The organism is Agrobacterium sp. DSM 25558, assembly GCF_900100825.1.
Classification (GTDB): Bacteria; Pseudomonadota; Alphaproteobacteria; order Rhizobiales; family Rhizobiaceae; genus Agrobacterium.
The window spans coordinates 1-17,221 of sequence record NZ_FMUD01000058.1; the positions used below are offsets into that span (position 1 = coordinate 1).

Annotated in this window: 16 protein-coding genes and 4 pseudogenes; 7 read left to right on the forward strand and 13 right to left on the reverse strand. The window is 54.7% G+C overall.

Features of this window, described 5'->3' with window-relative positions; genetic code table 11:
• Both DSM25558_RS26660 and DSM25558_RS26665 read left to right on the forward strand, forming a co-directional pair.
• Positions 1-616, forward strand: a 616-nt coding sequence (locus tag DSM25558_RS26660; protein ID WP_143240259.1) for an IS3 family transposase, incomplete at its 5' end; no start/stop codon positions are given.
• 148 nt (positions 617-764) lie between these two features.
• Positions 765-1,289, forward strand: a complete 525-nt coding sequence (locus DSM25558_RS26665) for a hypothetical protein (RefSeq protein ID WP_143240260.1) — start codon at positions 765-767, stop codon at positions 1,287-1,289.
• A 765-nt stretch (positions 1,290-2,054) separates the two neighbouring features.
• Here the strand turns inward: DSM25558_RS26665 and DSM25558_RS26675 are convergent.
• The 8 genes and pseudogenes from DSM25558_RS26675 to traA form a co-directional block, all read right to left on the reverse strand.
• Positions 2,055-2,471, reverse strand: a pseudogene (locus DSM25558_RS26675) (IS66 family transposase); the annotation flags it as partial.
• A gap of 69 nt (positions 2,472-2,540) precedes the next feature.
• Positions 2,541-2,894: pseudogene (gene tnpB, locus DSM25558_RS26680) on the reverse strand (IS66 family insertion sequence element accessory protein TnpB).
• Positions 2,891-3,280, reverse strand: a complete 390-nt coding sequence (locus DSM25558_RS26685; protein WP_077107655.1) for an IS66-like element accessory protein TnpA — start codon at positions 3,278-3,280, stop codon at positions 2,891-2,893. The pseudogene tnpB and the gene DSM25558_RS26685 overlap by 4 nt, the downstream one beginning before the upstream one ends.
• Positions 3,281-3,432: 152 nt before the next feature.
• Positions 3,433-3,575: pseudogene (locus DSM25558_RS28015) on the reverse strand (transposase domain-containing protein); the annotation flags it as partial.
• A gap of 9 nt (positions 3,576-3,584) precedes the next feature.
• Positions 3,585-5,528: an AAA family ATPase gene (locus tag DSM25558_RS29885; protein ID WP_371480635.1), complete on the reverse strand. Its 1,944-nt coding sequence runs from the start codon at positions 5,526-5,528 to the stop codon at positions 3,585-3,587.
• Positions 5,503-5,937 (reverse strand): site-specific integrase, encoded by a 435-nt coding sequence (locus DSM25558_RS26700; protein WP_077107657.1) that lies wholly within the window; start codon positions 5,935-5,937, stop codon positions 5,503-5,505. Before DSM25558_RS26700 ends, DSM25558_RS29885 begins: the two co-directional genes overlap by 26 nt.
• A 34-nt stretch (positions 5,938-5,971) precedes the next feature.
• On the reverse strand, positions 5,972-6,577 hold the full coding sequence (locus tag DSM25558_RS26705) for a hypothetical protein (protein ID WP_077107658.1): 606 nt from the start codon (positions 6,575-6,577) through the stop codon (positions 5,972-5,974).
• A gap of 7 nt (positions 6,578-6,584) precedes the next feature.
• Positions 6,585-9,938: a Ti-type conjugative transfer relaxase TraA gene (traA, locus tag DSM25558_RS26710; protein WP_077107668.1), complete on the reverse strand. Its 3,354-nt coding sequence runs from the start codon at positions 9,936-9,938 to the stop codon at positions 6,585-6,587.
• A 460-nt stretch (positions 9,939-10,398) separates the two neighbouring features.
• Here traA and DSM25558_RS26715 point away from each other — a divergent pair, with 460 nt between their 5' ends.
• The 5 genes from DSM25558_RS26715 (at position 10,399) to DSM25558_RS26735 (ending at position 14,110) form a co-directional block, all read left to right on the forward strand.
• Positions 10,399-10,746, forward strand: a complete 348-nt coding sequence (locus DSM25558_RS26715; RefSeq protein ID WP_159442532.1) for a cytochrome b — start codon at positions 10,399-10,401, stop codon at positions 10,744-10,746.
• 155 nt (positions 10,747-10,901) lie between these two features.
• Positions 10,902-11,837, forward strand: a complete 936-nt coding sequence (locus DSM25558_RS26720; RefSeq protein WP_077107660.1) for a nucleotidyltransferase and HEPN domain-containing protein — start codon at positions 10,902-10,904, stop codon at positions 11,835-11,837.
• Between the two features lie 235 nt (positions 11,838-12,072).
• Positions 12,073-13,509 carry a DUF6880 family protein gene (locus DSM25558_RS26725; protein WP_077107661.1) on the forward strand — a complete coding sequence of 479 codons (1,437 nt, stop codon included), beginning with the start codon at positions 12,073-12,075 and terminating at the stop codon, positions 13,507-13,509.
• A 50-nt stretch (positions 13,510-13,559) separates the two neighbouring features.
• Positions 13,560-13,823 carry a tyrosine-type recombinase/integrase gene (locus DSM25558_RS26730; protein WP_077107662.1) on the forward strand — a complete coding sequence of 88 codons (264 nt, stop codon included), beginning with the start codon at positions 13,560-13,562 and terminating at the stop codon, positions 13,821-13,823.
• On the forward strand, positions 13,823-14,110 hold the full coding sequence (locus DSM25558_RS26735) for a hypothetical protein (protein WP_077107663.1): 288 nt from the start codon (positions 13,823-13,825) through the stop codon (positions 14,108-14,110). Before DSM25558_RS26730 ends, DSM25558_RS26735 begins: the two co-directional genes overlap by 1 nt.
• Before the next feature lie 238 nt (positions 14,111-14,348).
• Here DSM25558_RS26735 and DSM25558_RS26740 read toward each other — a convergent pair whose 3' ends face one another.
• The 5 genes and pseudogenes from DSM25558_RS26740 to DSM25558_RS29550 all read right to left on the reverse strand — a co-directional run.
• Positions 14,349-14,846, reverse strand: coding sequence for an RES family NAD+ phosphorylase (locus DSM25558_RS26740; RefSeq protein ID WP_077107664.1), 498 nt, complete (start codon positions 14,844-14,846; stop codon positions 14,349-14,351).
• An 8-nt stretch (positions 14,847-14,854) separates the two neighbouring features.
• On the reverse strand, positions 14,855-15,205 hold the full coding sequence (locus DSM25558_RS26745; RefSeq protein ID WP_077107665.1) for an MbcA/ParS/Xre antitoxin family protein: 351 nt from the start codon (positions 15,203-15,205) through the stop codon (positions 14,855-14,857).
• Between the two features lie 200 nt (positions 15,206-15,405).
• A complete protein-coding gene (locus DSM25558_RS26750) occupies positions 15,406-15,726 on the reverse strand; it encodes a BrnA antitoxin family protein (RefSeq protein ID WP_042618644.1) in 321 nt (106 codons plus the stop codon).
• A complete protein-coding gene (locus DSM25558_RS26755) occupies positions 15,723-15,971 on the reverse strand; it encodes a BrnT family toxin (protein ID WP_042618643.1) in 249 nt (82 codons plus the stop codon). The genes DSM25558_RS26750 and DSM25558_RS26755 overlap by 4 nt, the downstream gene beginning before the upstream one ends.
• A gap of 517 nt (positions 15,972-16,488) precedes the next feature.
• Positions 16,489-16,695, reverse strand: a pseudogene (locus DSM25558_RS29550) (hypothetical protein); the annotation flags it as partial.
• Positions 16,696-17,221: the final 526 nt, after the last annotated feature.

A 17,221-nucleotide genomic window follows, 5' to 3' on the forward strand; every position in this document is an offset into this window, starting at 1 on the left:
CGTCAACGCCAAACGGGTTCATCGTATCATGGGCAACCATGCCATGCTGCTCGAGAAACATACGGCCGTTCGCAAAGGCCGCATCCATGATGGCAAGGTCATGGTCATGCGCTCTAACCTTCGCTGGTGCTCGGACGGTCTGGAGTTCACCTGCTGGAATGGCGAGATCATTCGTCTCGCCTTCATCATCGACGCCTTCGACCGCGAGATCATCGCTTGGACGGCAGTCGCCAATGCAGGCATCTCCGGCTCTGACGTGCGCGACATGATGTTGGAGGCAGTCGAGAAACGCTTCCGCGCAACCCGAGCCCCCAATGCTATCGAGCACCTCTCGGACAATGGTTCGGCTTACACCGCGCGGGAGACAAGGCTGTTCGCCCAGGCACTCAATCTGATACCTTGCTTCACGCCGGTCGCCAGCCCGCAGTCGAATGGCATGTCGGAAGCTTTCGTCAAAACGTTGAAGCGGGACTATATTTGGATATCCCAAGTTCCGGACGCCCAAACAGCGCTCCGGCTCATCGACGGATGGATCGAGGACTACAACGAAATCCATCCCCATTCCGCGTTCAAGATGGCTTCCCCTCGGCAGTTCATCAGAGCTAAATCAACCTAGCCGACCTGTCCGGTGAAATGGGGTGCACTCCAGCGGTGTTTTCCCCGCACATTGACCAAGCGCATTGGGCTGTTCCGAAGACTACTGTTCTGACAGATTGGCAAGAATCCACCAAAAGTGATCGTGCAGGATGTGACAGCCAGCAAATTTGATCAATAAAAATGTCCGCTCATCCGCAACGAATACTGAACTGAGCGATGATAGATTTTGGTCGACCAGCGAGGTTTGCCATGAGAACACCCGTCCTAATTGCTATTCTCTTAGTTCTTGGTGGTACCGCGACATCTATCGGAAAGGCATTTTTTTGCCGAGCGACGCATACACGAAGCAAGCAAGATTGCTTACGGCCTACCGCTTACACCCGGATGCAACTTTGAAGAGGATTAATGCCGCCTATCTCGCCTGCGCAGACAGCAAGTATGCCGAAGGTCCAGCAGCCAATGATATACGGCACTTAGCGGCACTGCTCATGCTGGAGGCCATCAGCCAGAGGGTCGCGGATGCTGATGACGTCAGCGGCAAAAAGCGGGCACTTCAGCTTATGCAGACCCATCTTCCAGGCATCAAGAAGTCTAAGCTACCTGTTAGTCGGGATGAGGACCAATTTCTCCTCTACCTACAAGCGTTGCGCGAGGATGGTGTACCTACTTGTGTGATCTCGTCTTCCGCATAGGCTAGCCCGTATTGCCGCAATGGGCAAATGCTCCCTTGGCAGCTTTGCACCATAAGGGTATAGCAACAACCCTAGAGACGCTTGCGACGATTACTAAGAAGATGCTTTGTGACGCCCGTGATAAGTCAGCTTACCGGTGGACACGAACTTTGGCGTTTCGCCTCCGATAGCCGTATGATCAATCAAGACAAGGGTATTTACCATCTGGGTCTGGCGTTTGATCTTGGTCACCTGCGTGAGGTCCAGCCTCGAAACTAGATAATCCCAATCTGGTTCTTTGCCGCTCTTCCAGATGATCTCAACAAAATCGTTGTCGATGGAGCAGCCTAGCTCGAACTTCATTGGCCAGATTGGGTTTCGATCCTCCTAGGCCGTGTATTCCTCTTCCGAAGCATCCTGACTTGGCTCTGGTTCCCAGCGAGGATGCCCAAAGGCGGAGGCCTCCTCATTGGTCGCGAAGAGAGCTGTAAATACGTGTATGCCTGAGCTTTTTAACATTGAGCGTCCTGATGGTCGCGATTGCATTCATTCTTTTGGCGAAGACTAGGCATCTAGTGGCAGAAATGGAAGTCCGCGACAGGCCAACTTCCGCCTTGGCAGCGTTGCGCCGATACCGTTGAAAAAGTCGGCGTTGCTGTCGGTGCAAAGTTCTGATTCACTCCTTCTACGGATTTAGGAGGATGTGCCGATGATGGGCGAGCGGACGGTAGCGCAGGAAGCGCTGTTTTACGGGTTCAGCATGGAGCGTCACGTCCCAGCGAGCCATCGTTCGGAGACATCCTCGCCGATGCGATGCAGGCAACCGCTACAGGCGCAGATCAGGCTTGCTGGCTCGATCACCTCTTCCACTCTGGGAAGATGTTTTGGAAGAGAGCCACGATTGGTTGTGCGCGACTTTGCCGTCTTTCTTCCAGCGGGAGCGTCCGCCTCATCCTCGGCATGGATCGCAGCCATCGCGGTTTCCAGGTCCTCGAATGCCAGATCGAACTGGTCGGGATCGGTCTTCTCGGATTTGCGCCCGAATGCTGCCTGCTTGAAGGCTGCGACCAGCTTCTCAAGCCGTTCGATCCGCTCGTCCTTGCGAGCCATCTGTGCGTCTTTGCCTGCCTCGCGTGTCTGCGCCGCGACCAGCATCGCTTTCAGGGCAACAATATCATCGGGAAGATTGGCAACGTCCAACATGGCCAGAGCCTACCAAAACCAAATCCGTTTTGCTTCCGGAATCTATCCTGCTGAGTCATCGTGTCGCAGCTATTCGATGGTCTCCGGCGCTCTCGTTTCGACAGCCCGAACCCGCCTCCAATCAAGCCCGGCGAACAGTGCCTCGAACTAAGCGTGGCTCATTGTCATCAGGCCGTCCTTGATGCCAGGCCAGGTGAAGCTATGCTCTTCCAGCCTTTTGTACGCCAGCACGATGCCGGAACCATCCCAGTAGGTCAGATTCAGCCGATCTGCCCTGCGAGATCGAAACACGAAGACCGTTCCCGTAAACGGGTCCTTGTGCAGCTCGTTCTTAACCAGCGCCACCAATCCGTCATGCCCCTTACGGAAGTCTACGGGTTTGGTCGCCACTATGGTCCGGACGCGGTTTGAGGGGAAGATCATATCGCCGCCGCCAGTGCACGCGCGATGGCAGCAATCCGGGTAACAGACGCACCTTCTTCAAGACGGATCGTGACAGGGCCGACAACAATCTCGGGGCGGCAGACTGGTTTGACGCTCGGCGGCTCCGGCGCGGGCGTCTCGACAACCGTGGCCGCGAATTCGACTGCGTCTTCCGGCTCAGGCAAAACTAGCTTTCCCTCTCGTGCCAGTGTTCGCCAGGTCGATAGGTGATTGGCCTTCAGCCCGTGACGGGCCGCGACCTCATTCACCGTCACACCAGGCCGCAAGCTCTCCGACACTATCCGTGCCTTGACCTCATCTGACCATTGACGATGCGCCTTACGTCCGCTCCGCCGCGTCGTGAGAACCTCCAATGTAGTGTCCATGGAGAAACTCCTTATCGCTCGTCCATGAAAACTCGATCACAGATCAGGCGCTAGTGGGCAACGTGGGGGTGGAATATCGGTTACGAAGCTCCGGGTCCTCTTCGAGAATTTCGGCTACAAATTTGATTGTACGGACGTGGTTACTGTCGCCATCAGGCTGCCTCTGCGGAGATTTTGACGAGCGGCGACCAGTTCCACGGAAGCAGCTCGTCTAACCTTTTGATCTGTGATCGTGGATGCGATCGAGCACATCGGCCAAGTATGCCTGCAGATCAAGGCCATTCATCTTGGCCGTCTAACGGTGTCAGTTGACCAAAATGGCTTTCGCGATCATTTCAAGCTCATGCCGGCTTTCTTGTCTCATTCTGTCCAAGATCTTTGGCCCTGAAACGAAATCTACGACCTTTTGCACGTCTTTTGCTCGAAAGCCTGCAGGAAGGTAGTCCTCTAGAGCTCCCTCGCTTAACACAAAAATCTGCTCATCGCGCTTGTCAGCTAAAAAATTTGCAAGCTGTCTTTTCTCCGTGGCGCTCAGGTCTTGCCTCAGCACTCTCCTCTTGCTCTCGATGTACTGCCAAATAGAGTTGGAAAGATCGAAGTTTTTGGTATTTAGGCCTTCTCTTATCGCTGCAGCCAGCGCGTCACCGTCCATGCTCTTCACATTATCGATGACGTCATTTTTGATCTCGCGTGCGTTCAGTTTGAACATGGCTTTTAGCTCAGGCGTACCGATCTGCTCTATGTAATCAAAATCCGCAATAATGCAGTAATCGATTTGGCACGACTGAAGAATAAGGGAGTAGGCTTCAAACAAGCCCTTGCCTCCGACGTTGATTATTTCGATTTCCGGCGAGCCAGGGTGGCCCATCGTACCATAAATGCTCTCCAAAATTTTTTCGAAAACAAGCCTGTCTGTAATGCCTTCTACCAGCACAACCTTATTTGTAAAAAATAGCCGTTCGTTGTTGTGGCTGTTCACCAGGTTGAACAAGTGTTTGGAGCCCGGTAAGCCCGAGGAATTTAGGCGAACAATTTGGCTTTGTTGCTCGTGGCTGAAAACGCGGGATACAAACTCGATTGAAGACGGTGAAACGAACGTCGGGGAGTGCGTTGCCATAACGAATTGATTACCGGTATCTTTGGATAGTTTGCCGAAAAGATCTACGAGTACTTTTTGCCACTTTGGATGAAGATGCAATTCTGGCTCATCAACAACAACCACCGCGTTCCGGATTTCGAGCGCATAGATGGCGAAAATATAGTTCAAAATTTCTTTCTCGCCTGAAGATGCGTGATCTACGAGAAAAGAGCTACCCTGTTTTGTAAGGCGGATTGAGTATTCGTTAGTAAGCGCGTTTTTGGTTGCGAGTTCCCAGCTGTAGCCTAATCTTGACAGTGTTTCAGTTATAGATTTGCAGGCATCCGTGTCTTGAAATCTCATTCTGGCATCAACGTTGGTTTCTTCTTGTAGCAGTCTGAATTGCTTTGCAAGTCGGCCGATTGCCAAACTCATGACGCTGGAAGTCGTTCGTGATGTTGTCGTGTCTATTGATTGCCTTTGGGCTTTTTCGTCAAAAGCACTTAAAGCGACATTGCTTATCAACCCGCTAGCTGCCCGATGAACCGGGAGGTACAGCAACGGCGCTGACAGGGGTTTCATGCCAACCTCTGCACGAAGTGCGCTATCCATCTCGAATAATCGAAGGTAGGACAGATACGTATTATGGGCAGCATCTTGACTGCTTGCCATCTGCCAATTGGTCCACGAATAAGTCAGCCGCATCCCCGCCGTCAGTTCATTGACGGGCCACTCAAGAACTTTCTCCCACGGATTGTCGTGTATCCTGCGCGATTTGCTAACTAAATAACTGAGAATTTCTGGCGCACTATCTCGTAGCAAGCACACATTTTCCACATCTTGCGGTGTGACCTCAATTTCAATTTCCACACATTGGTCTAAATCATTTCCGTTGCTATGCTTCTCAAGGCTCATTCCGCTAAAGCTTTGGTTCAGCTGGGGAAGCCAATGTTCGATGTTGTTCTCAGTCGCGTGCATTTGAAGATAGCTTGTGGAAAGAAGGTATCTTCGGAGAACCGTTACGAGGGTGTCCAACAGATTGGTTTTACCCCCGCCGTTCGGGCCGATGATGATAGACATCAACCCATCAAACATCATGTCTCTACGCGTAAGGAAACTTCTTACGTTCTCAACTGCTAGTCTTCTAATCAGCAACGGCCGTTCCCCCATCTAAATCGAACTTAATACCCTCTAGAAACTCCCGCCTTCGCCTCATCTCCGCACCATCGCCGTAAATCGGACGCCCAAATTCGTGCCCCATAAGATCTGCCTGCATCCAATCTGACGCACCGGCGTTTTCAAAGCGGTCTTGAAACGTATGTCGAAATGAATAGACAGTGTGTTTGGTCGTCGGCCGCAGGCCTGCGTTTAGCAAAAACTTGTTGATGTTCGCTGAGGCTGTGTCGGCTTTGTCCTGGTAAAGCGGAAAGCCGGACGGGTGCTGTTTCATCGCCTCAAGCGCAATGCCGACGAGCAGAATGCGTCTGATCGAGTAATCTGTTTTGTTTCTACGATCCTCACGCTCAGCGACCTCCACGTGAGGTATCTCGTCGTCTAACTGAATATCCTGAGGCCGCAATTACAAACCTCCCCCAGCCGCATCCCTGTCTAGATCATGGTATGATGATGGCCTTGCCTTCAGCGTTGAGGCCGTCGAGTGCGCCTGGTGCAAGGATCTTTTTCTTTGATCCATGTAACGGGAATGGCGGTCGCTTGTCGAGGTTGGTCGCATTCGTCTCTTTGATCCGGATCTTCTCCCACGCCTTATGAAACTGCGTGTGAAGTCCGTCATCGATGATATCATGCATGCCGGCGATATCCGCAAAGCTGCGGTTGGCGCTGGACGCCTTGAGCTTTTCATCTTTGATCTTGCGCACCCACCAATCGCGAAACCTGATCGTGTCGGCACGATCGATGCTGTGCAGTTCGCGATCGCCGATGAAATCATTAAAATATCGGATGGCACGCTCGCGCGAGATCTTGTGCTTTCGCATCTGGTTGGGTGACATGCCGGTAAGGCCAGCTTCGTTGTGCTGAAGGTAAAGCTTCCAGATGTCACTCACGCGTGGCCGATGCGGCAGGTCGTCGCTCTTGGCATTGTCGCGGCAATCGCGATCTGGTTTCTGATCTAGCCCACCGTCGCTAGGTGAATATGATACCTGCGAAGCAGAAGCGCTGTTGGCTGCGACCAATCGCGATGATGCGAGGCCGCTCCACATGCTGACGTCACATCCTCAACCCCAGACTTTTCCTCAGCGACTGTTTCAGCTCGTGCTGGTGGGTGAGTTCAGCCCGGTGAGCGCGTTCAACGATGCGGGCAACCTGTTTGATCTGATCGAGCTTATTGGCAATGTCTGGCCCCAGCCGTAATGGCTCGGGCTTCAACTGCCGCATGTCTATGCTTCCAAATCGCTGATCGAGGGCACTGGCGATTGTCTTTGCCTCAGTCATTGCTTGTGTGCCTTCCGGCGTTGTCAGCAATTGCTTGAGGAACGCAGGTCGGTCTGCATGGGATAGGCTGGCGAGCTGCTGTAGAAGTGCTTCACTGCCGCGTGTAAGCCCCGGGACTTCAACGATATCCTGGCGTTCGCGTTTCCAGGTTTCTGACCGGCGCTCTGCCTCCAGGCGGCGCTGCCAGGTTTTGGCCGCGGAGAGGACATGGCTGCTAAGGGCGTTGGTCAACTGGCGGGCAAGCTTGCGTTCCCTGTTGTCACCGAATAGCCCGGCCTTGCCGCGCATGGCCCCGAACTGCTCTGGGCGTTCGACGAGTGATTTGGCCAGGACCTGTCCCTTTATTCCCTTCTCGGTGATGGCAGAGGTGAGGGTGGCGACAGCATGGTCCGGATCGAGGTAGATGTCGCGGCCGACAGACCGAACGTCTTCCATGTCTCTGGTCAGATGGGGCAAGGCCTTTTCGCGCGCGATGTCTTCGATGGTCTTGGCATATTGGGTGACGGCCGGAATGAGCGGGGCGGGACGCTCGCCATACGCGACGAACGGTTCGTCATTGGTTGTGCTGGGGTGTGTCAGGCCGCTCGACAGTTGGCGTTTGCGAGCAGGACCAGCCAGATCGTGGACTGGCTCCTCGTAAGCCTGTCCACGATCGTGTGGCCGATCCTGCTCTTGCCCCACGGGTTGCCCGGCGGGGTGCTGGACGTCATGCGCGATCGCTTTTTTAACTTCAAGTTTTATCGCGTCCGTTTCGTTCAACTTTGATGTCAGCCCGCGCCGTTCGGCAAAGAGCTTGATGTAATCGAGCGTCGTCTCCTTGGCACCGGAACGGCTAATGCTGTCGCTGAGCGCGGTGATGTTTTTGAGCTCGTCCCGACCGGCATAAAGGGTCGCCTGATCGCGATGGCGGGTCATGGCAACATAGGTCAGATGCCGGTCCATGGTTGATGATGCCATGACGAAGGCGCGGTCGACGGTTGCCCCTTGAGCCTTGTGAATGGTGGTGGCGTAACCATGGTCAAAGCTCTGGTAATCTTTGACGGGTAGAGATAGAAGGCGGGCATCGTTTTGCCCAGCGGAAGATCCGTCGAGGCGTATTTGTATTGCGTTCGGCTCGACGGCCTCCACCCTTCCCAACATGCCGTTCTTGACGCCGAGATCGCGATTGTTTTCCAGAAGAAGGATACGGTCACCGGGTGCAAAGCCCCGCTTGCCGTTGACGGTCTGGTAGACGATCTCGCGGTCGCTTTTGAGGGCAAGATCCGTCCCGACTTTAACGATCGATGCTTCATCATCCCCGCTGCCCAGAGCACTCCCTTTCGCGAGCCGCCCTTCAGCCTGAAGTGCCTCTCTGATCGCGTCATTGATGGCACGAACATCCACGCGGCGATGGGCCAGTGCAATGCGCGAGGCATCGGGATTGTTGAGGCGATCGGCAAGATAGTCGCGCACGAGGTGTTCGCGCGCCTGATCGCGGTCATCGGCAAACTGGACGCTGCCCCGTTCAGCGTAAGCCGCCAGTCCATCACCGGTGCGATGGGTCGCGAAGGCAATTGATGCCTGCCGCTGCCAATCCTGTTTCTGCCGACGGATCTGCGACAGTTCGACCGAACCGATGCGCTCTGCAATGGCGCGGAACGGCGAGCCTGCGCCAATCGCCTGAAGTTGCTCATGATCGCCGACAAGAACGAGCTTGGCACCCCGCACTTCGACCTCCTTCACGATCCGCGCAAGCTGTCGGCTTCCCACCATGCCGGCCTCGTCGATGACAAGGATGTCGCCGCGCTGAAGTTCGCCTTTGCCGTTTTGCCAGCCATATTCCCATGATGCCAAAGTGCGTGCCGTAATGCCGGATGATTGCGTCAAACCTTCGGCTGCCTTTCCGGCAAGGGCTGCCCCATGAACCGTAAACCCCTGGCGCTCCCAGGCGTCGCGGGCTGCCGCCAGCATGGTGGATTTACCAGCACCGGCAAAGCCGATCACGGCGGCAATCTGTTGCGGGGAGGTGATGTGACGAACAGCAGTCCGCTGCTCGTCACTGAGGCCCGAACCCGGCAACATCGCGTCCTGGCGATCAAGCGCGCGATCGACATGGTCTGCTCTCACACCATGGCTGTCTCTGTCTGCCATCCGCAGGGCACTGGCTGCCATGGCATGTTCGATGCCGATCATCTCGCGGGTGGAATAGCGCGCCAGTTCATCGTGTTGTTCGGCTTGCAGTTCAACCAGCTGTGATGACGCCATGACGGTGGCAAATGCCCGCTGGATTGCGTCGGTGTCGTTGATGTAGCGATGGATCGTACGGGCGATATCGTGACGGGTAAACACGCTTTTCTCGTCGGTCAGAAGCCGCAGCACCTCGTCCGGTTTGCGTCTGATGATGACAGCGTTTCGTTTGGCTGCCTGTTCCTCGATCCGGCTTCGCTCAACATCCAGTCCCCGTCGCTGCATCTGGCTGGCATGGACGCCCATATGTTCGGTTGGCTCAATCGACAGGCCACGCTCCAGATGCGAGCGATGATCGACGCGCACATCGAGGCCGGCCCGCAGGAGATGGCGGTTGGCATGCTCTGCAAAAGCCCGCCTGATATCGCGCATCTGCAGGTGCGAGGTGGGCAGATCGCGATCGAGCAGCCATTTGTTCTCGCGCTCGATCAGCGACTTGTCGCCAAGGCCTGTTGGTGTCACCACCCGCGTGGTCATCATCACATGGGCATGGATATTGCGAATGTCGCTTTTGCCCTGGGGCACGTGGATGGCGAAGTCGACGGCTGTGCCATAGCGGTTGGCAAGATCCTGCGCAAAGGCACGCGTCAGCGACAAACGATCGTTGTTGTTCAGCTCATGCGGAAGAGCGATCTCGAACTCGCGGGCCACGCGCGCATCGCAGCGTTTCTCGGCAGCTTCTGCGGCATTCCATAGCGTCGAGCGATCCAGCGCCCACTCAGATTTGATGCCATCTGGAAGCACGATCTCGCAATGATCAACACCCTGCTTGGCGGTAAAGTCATGCACCAGGCCATCGCGCTCGTTCACCAGCAGACTTGCGGTGCGATAGGCGATCGCGGCGACCGCACTGCGGCCACCCCATCTGGAGACAGACTTGCTGCTGAGATGGTAAATCGCCACCTTCACCTGTCCTTTCCCGCCGCGCAAAACGGTTGGGTCACATACGCAGCAACTCGTAAGTGCGCCCTTGTTGCTTTCGACACGGGATGGCTAGCACCAGCAGGACGGGCTGGCGACGTGCAGATCTGCATGTTGCGGGACCTGAGAGATTGGAGTTCGAATAGCCCCAAGGCCAAATCGTCAAAGGAGCAAGCCGTCATGAGAAAGCCGATCGCACAACGCATCAAAGAGCTCGAAGAGCGCAAGCGCAGTTTACAATCGCGGCTGGGCAAACAGGAGCGCGCGCAGGAAACCCGGCGCAAGATATTGCTCGGTTCGTTTCTGCTGGAGCGGCTAGCGCAGAATGGCGATACCAACGAGCATAACGATCTGAAGCGATGGCTTGGAACCCAACTCCCGGGATTTCTCAGTCGTGATGCCGATCGTGCATTGTTTGCAGATCTGCTGGGCGGATGTTGCCGTGCACGTCAGTTTCTGTGTCCTGATGTTTACCATTCCTGGACTGGCTCTGTTGCGGGCCTATGGCAGCGGCAAGGGCTGGGAACCGTGGATCTCGGCAAGCGGGGTGGAGGTGTCTTGGATGATGACACCGGCCAATTTCCTTCACGGTCTGCTGGCTTGGTGTCTGTCGATCCTGATTGGTGGCCATGTCATCATGGCGCTCGTGCACCAGTTGAAGTGGAAGGACGAAACGCTTGGTCGCATGACGGGGAGGCTAGACAAAAGCGGAGGGACTGGTGAGCGACCGCTGAAGCTTGCGACACCCAATCCAGCACCGAAGCAGGCACCGAAACAGCGTCGTGGTTGAAAGCTGACGGATCGCAGCGGAAGCCTTTGTTTGATGTGTCTCAACGCTCTATCGGGATTTCTTGCAATTGTTGTTTTGGTTGAACTGTGTAAGGTTCTCCAGTACCACCTTTAAGAGAGTCGATCACTACCACGAGCCATTCAGAACCTGCTGCCATGATGAAGTCTTCCCTCGATCATATCCCGCCCCGCCAGAAACGCGAGCTTGCCCGTGCGCTGGAGATCCTGCACGAGGAGTTCGAGGATGCGCTGGGCGAGGGAACATCCGACTTCAAGAAGCGTGGACGCATTCTCAAAATCATTCTGTTCGGCTCCTATGCCCGCGGGACCTTTGTCGACGAACCGCACACGATGAAGGGCTACCGCTCGGACTTCGATATTCTGGTTATCGTCAACAATCGCAAGCTGACCGACTTTGCCGAATACTGGTATAAGGCAGCCGACCGGTTGATCCGCGATAGCTTTATCGAAACGCCGACCCAGTTCATCGTTCACTCACGTCGTGAGGTGAACACGCAGCTGAAGGAAGGTCATTACTTCTTTTCGGACATCCGCAAGGAAGGTATCGTCCTTTACGAGCTGGACGACGAGCCACTGGCGGAGCCGAAGCCGCTGACTGCGGAAGAGCGGTTGAGGGTGGCGAGAGAGCATTTTGAAGACCGTTACGAGTTAGCGATTTCTTTTCTCCAAGGGGGCCAAGACTACCAAAGACGCAAGAATCTCCGATTGGGCGCATTCATGGTTCATCAGTGCCTTGAACAAGCCTATAGCTGTGTTCTCCTGACAAAAACAAACTACGGACCTGCATCGCACAACATCAAGTTTCTGCGTTCCCTTGCGGAAGAGCAGGATCTCCGCTTGGTCGAAGCCTTTCCGCGCGACCAACACCGCGAGCGGGCCTGGTTCAACACGATCAACGAGGCCTATGTGAAGGCAAGGTATTCGAAGCATTTCGAGATCAGCGAAGAGGCGCTTGTCTGGCTTGGAGAACGGACCGCGCATCTGCTGGAACGGGTCAAACAGGTTTGCGAAGAGCATCTGACAAAACTCGCAGAGAATGCGAATGAAAAAGCGTCTCAAACGAGTGGATAGTCATCGGCGCTCTAAACGCGTCAGCTGCTTTGCAGAAATGGCAATCCCTGACGACGCGCCGGTGCTTGCCATCTTCCTCTGAGCTTCCTGATTGTCGCCACATCAATCTCCGTTTGCGATCGACATGACGCGTAGGATGCCCCGTTGAGGAGGCCAAGGATAATTCCGGCACGCCCGCCTTGGCCAGAAGAACCAGACAGTTTAACGTTGGCGCGAAACAAATCGAAGACGACGCATGGCAGCCAAGACAACACTCAACGCGAAGAACCTCGAGGCACTCGGCGCACAAAGGCTTGCCGAGCTTCTCATTGAGATCAGCACCGGCAGCGCCGCACACAAGCGTCGTCTCCGGATGGAGATCGCAGCAGGCAACCACAGCAGCGCTGATGTTTCCAGAGAGGTCCGGAAGAGGCTTTCCAGTATCATGCGTGCCCGCACATTCATCGATTGGCGCAAGGTCAAGGCAATGAAGACGGACCTGGAGACCCAGCGCAAGACGATCATCGATACCGTTGCGCTGCACGATCCAGTTGAAGCCTTCGAACTGATCTGGCAGTTCCTGGCTGTCGCGGATCCGCTGTTTGGACGTTCAGACGACGGGAGTGGCTCGTTAATCCAAAGCTTCCATCAGGCATGCAATGATGCCGGGGCGATCGCCAAGGCTGCGAATATCGACATCGACGTGCTGGCCGAAAAGATATTCAAGGCATTGCAGGACAACGGCTATGGTCAGTTTGACCGGTTGATCACTGCCATGATCCCAGCGCTGGAGAATGATGGCCTTAGGCACCTCAGAGCGCTCTTTGTGACCTGGTCGAAAGAACCAAAAGAGAAGGCTCGCAAGACGGACCGGACAGTCATCAGCTGGAGCAGTGCTGGCGCGATTTATGAGGAGGTTTATGGCAACCACAACGACCTCACTATCCGTATCGCTCTCCAAGAAATCGCTGACGCCTTGGGTGACGTAGATGCCTATATCGCACAACAGCCTGAAAAGACACACGCGGCGCCTATGGTTGCAGCAGACATCGCCCACCGCCTCGTGTCAGCGGGACGAGCCGAAGAAGCGTTAAAGGCGCTCGACAAAGTCGACACGAACGGACGAACGGATGTCCCATTCGAGTGGGAGTTGGCCCGCATTGAGGTTCTGGAAGCACTCGGACGTGGTGAAGAAGCCCAGGCATTCCGGTGGAGGTGTTTTGAGCAGTCGTTGCACGATGAGCATCTGCGCGCCTATGTCCGACGCCTGCCTGACTTCGATGACATCGAGGCGGAGGCGAAGGCGTTCGGCTACGCCCAGGCATTCCCGAACGTCCATCGTGCTCTGCACTTCTTCCTGCGCTGGCCGTCGCCAGCAGAGGCGGCAAACCTGGTAATGAAGCGAGAGGCGGAGCTGGATGGGGATCTCTATGGACTGATGACGGCAGTTGCAGACGCGCTTTCCGCGAAACACCCGCTAGCAGCGACCGTTGTCCTTCGATCCATGATCGACTTCACTCTGAGGAGTGGCCGGTCGAGCCGATACAAGCACGCCGCACGACACCTTGCAGAATGCCGATCGCTGGCGAGCCAGATAAAGGACTTTGGGAGCATACAGTCGAATGATGCGTATGTAGCTGACCTGAAACGAGAGCACGGGCGGAAGTCAGGTTTCTGGAGCCTGGCGCAGTGATTTTCACCTGCGCTTGCCAGCACCCTCTCAGTTTCCGGATCGTTCGCCACATGCGATGGGAAGAGGTGAGCTTTGAGAATACGCTCTGGACGGTACCAGCATCCCGGATGAAGGCAAAAGTCGCCCACAGGGTACCACTCTCACCTCGGGCAATTGAGATACTGGAATTGGCACTGTCACTATCGGAAACGGGTGAAGGTCTTGTGTTTCCATCCCGCAAGGAGACGCCAATCAGCGATATGACCCTGACCAAGTTTCCTATTCTCAGTTCATTAGCCAAGATGGAGATACAAGACGCGACGAGCACGTCCTAATGTTTGCACCCGGCGAAATTTCAAACCCAGTGACCGACGAAGAGGGATTCGACAGGTTTGAGTACCGTTGCAATCATGGGGACACAGGCCCCAATACCTACCAAGGCGTCAGTGGTGGAGGGGTCTGGGTGTTCGATGGTGACAATAGCGCATTATTGCCCCTGCTTGCCGGGATCGCCTACTACCAATCGGATGCACAGCAAAGCGGAGAACGAGTGATCCATTGCGCTGGCGCGAAATCGATTTACGCCAAAGCTCTTCAAGCAGCCGCTCAACGCTGGGAATAGCAGGATCGGGACGGGGCGCTAGGAGGTAAGCTGCGCACATGAAAAGATGCGCAGACGATCCCAGCCCGAAACCTTGTTATCACTGGCGTGAAACATGGCCGGGAGAATGTCATGAAGATTATCATGGCTGGGACAGCGCCCGCGCTTTCCCGTGTCAGGCTGCTTCCAGTTTCCTGATGTTAGCAAGCCCGCTCAAGCAAGTCTGCGGTGATCCTGTGATTGTTCAGACGAAACGCTGCTATTGCGACAATCGCCGTTCGTCGTCGATCAACGTCAGGCGAGTTGGGGCTGATCCTCGCCATGTCCAGAGGACGATATTGAGGTCGGCATCGGTGGCGCCTGGAGCAAAGCTCCTGACGACCAGGCCGCAGAAGCCTGCGCTCTTCAAATCGCGCGCCAGCCGCTGTGTCGGGGCTTGACCGAGAACTTTCATATCGTCGCGCCAAGTTGTCGCGCCAAGATCTTGAAGGTTGATGCCATGGTCCTGCAGCGCGTTCGCGTCACGCGTATCGAACAAAGGCTCGAGATCGGCCTCATAGGAGACAAGAGTGGTTGGCTGTAGGCTTCCTGCCTGATTTGCTTCCCTCAGTGCCGTCATGATGGTCAATGAGGTATAAAGTGCGGGCGTGCCCCTGGGGTTAAATCTGCCGCCGTAAAGCTCTGCACCTCGTCCGGAGAGCGGTTCGCGAGCGTAGACGGGGTTGAGTGCTCGATAGAGCTTACCTTTGTACTGCATCGGTAATGTCAGGCATGCACGCCAGCATCGATGGCATCGATATAGTCGAGCACTTCGTCAGCGCGTCCATCTCGAACAAGCTGCATTGCGGTTTGCCCGGAAAAGCCAGAGAGAGGTTCTGAGCGATACCAGGCGTATGCCATGAGCGCGGATCCGAAGCGGGTCTCAACTTTATTGACGACTTCGATCATTTCGCGCAGCCGCCGCTGTGTCTTGTCGGATCTGATACGCTCTTTGCGCTGGACTGCATCCTTGCCAAGTCCAGCACTACGGGCGATGTCGTCGCTTGTCGTGTGAAAAACGTCAGCGATTTTTCTTGGCGCAAACAGGCCATTGTCAGCGTATTGAGCAAGAGCCATTTGAGATACCCATCGATAATAACGTTAATTATGACGCAATATAGCGTCAATATAATTGTCTTTCAAGTGTTAAGCTCTGTCCAGTTCGGATGAGTGCTGCGCGCATCTGATGAGAGTAGGATAGTCTTCGAGGTTTTCTCCCGGCCACGTTTCGCGCCAACGGTAGCGCGCCGGGCCGGGGTCGTCGTGATACTTGTCAACTATAAACCGTTCACTTTCCTCAAATCGTCGTTGAGGCGCGATTGCCAACCCCTGCCCGTTTCCTTGTAGTGCTTGACGAGATCGGGGTCGAGGCGGATCGTCACGGGCGTTTTGGTGCTATCTGCTGGCGGTCTGCCTCGACGGGACATTTCCCGGTTGATGCTTTTGGCTAGTTCGGGAAAAGCTTCGCGAAAAGGCTTTGCCTGCGCGATCTCCTCGTCGGTGGCTTCCGGTGCGTCAGGATCGGCGGCGATCATCCGTTGCACTTCGGCTTCTTCTTCGTTTGATAGCGGACGTTTTGACGCGAATTTGACTGTCATGACAGCTTCCTTTCCTTGTTGCTGGCTGGGCGCATTGAGATGACAGAAAGAGCTTGCGATCCCAGGGGGCGGAAAACGACCGCGATGATGGTGCGGCCCTGAAACTCACCTATTGCCATGAAGCGTTCGGCCTTGGTTGGAAGGACGATAGAGGTCGCGAAGAACTCGATTGTCAGGTCCGCGAAATCGAGATTGTGTTTCTCGATGTTGGCCAGCCGCTTTGTTTCGTCGTAAGTGATTTTCATATACTGTACGTACAATAATGAACTGGACGTTGCAAGAATTATCGTACGTACAAAAAAACATTCTGTTTGATCCGGGCGGTTTAAGGGGCTCTTTGATACTAAATTTCTATGCGTTTTCTTGAGCAGTTTCCGGTCGCACTCTTTGCCACTGCGGCGGTAAAAAGCGCCGCAGTGGCATACGATCTTACTTTTTCGTCCGGACCAGGCGGTGAGCACAGCGCGCAATAGCAGGGGAAGGTAGAACCCCCGGCATGTCTCACCTTTTGACGGTCTCCAGAGGGGCGTCGATCCCGGATCAAGGTGCCAGGGAGGTTATAGAGCAGGTTCGAGCGGCAGTAGACCGGTGGCCGCAATTTGCTGAAGACGTTCGGCTATCCAGATCCCGTACTGTTGAACTCGACAAATTCCTGAATGGCAATCGGCTGGCTGATCAAAAGCGATGAGGCACAGAGTTGGGGACATGTTTCCTATGTGTGATCCGGTGATTGTTAAGATGGCGGCGTTGGCGATCAGAGGGCGACCGTTTGCCTCTGTAGGTGATTGGTGGCGGAAGAGCCTCATGGGCCTGTGCAAGCGTTTCAAGCCATTCGGCCAGGCCGGCAGGGACGGCGTCATGCCCGCTTCCAGGGCCTCGATCCACGAAAGTTCACATTGCAGAGCGGACGCGATATTATTGGCGTCCAGCGGATGACCCGCAGCATTGATTAAAGCGGTCTGGCGACATGGTGTTTTCATTGCCCCTGTAATATCGAGCGATGTTCGGCTGGTCTTGTGAGAGTCATCGATTTGCAACCTTTGGAAGATGCGTGCCCACGCGCCTTCGGGTATATTTTCTATTTAATTGTTAATTTTACATAAATGACTATATTTATACTCTACGTAAGGAATATTTTTCCACTGGTGGCCCAGGTAAAGACGCGGGCTTAAAAGTATATAATCATTATCCTGAAGAGGTGCGTTTATATATAATATCTTTGATCGGTGTGCGGTTTTTGGATGGAGGAGCGTGTAAAAATCGCGGGCCATCAGCAATGAATTTAGAAAGATCTCGCATTTATATAGACAGTTATAGTTTTTATAGATTTTTCGATTTGATCTAGGGGAGGTTTGCGAGTGAATAGGAGGGTTTGGTGGATTAAGTGGTGATCTAGTTGGCTGTTTGCGATTACAATAACAGTATCATGATACTGTTATTGTAATCGCAAACAGCCAACTAGATCACCACTTAATCCACCAAACCCCTCCTATTC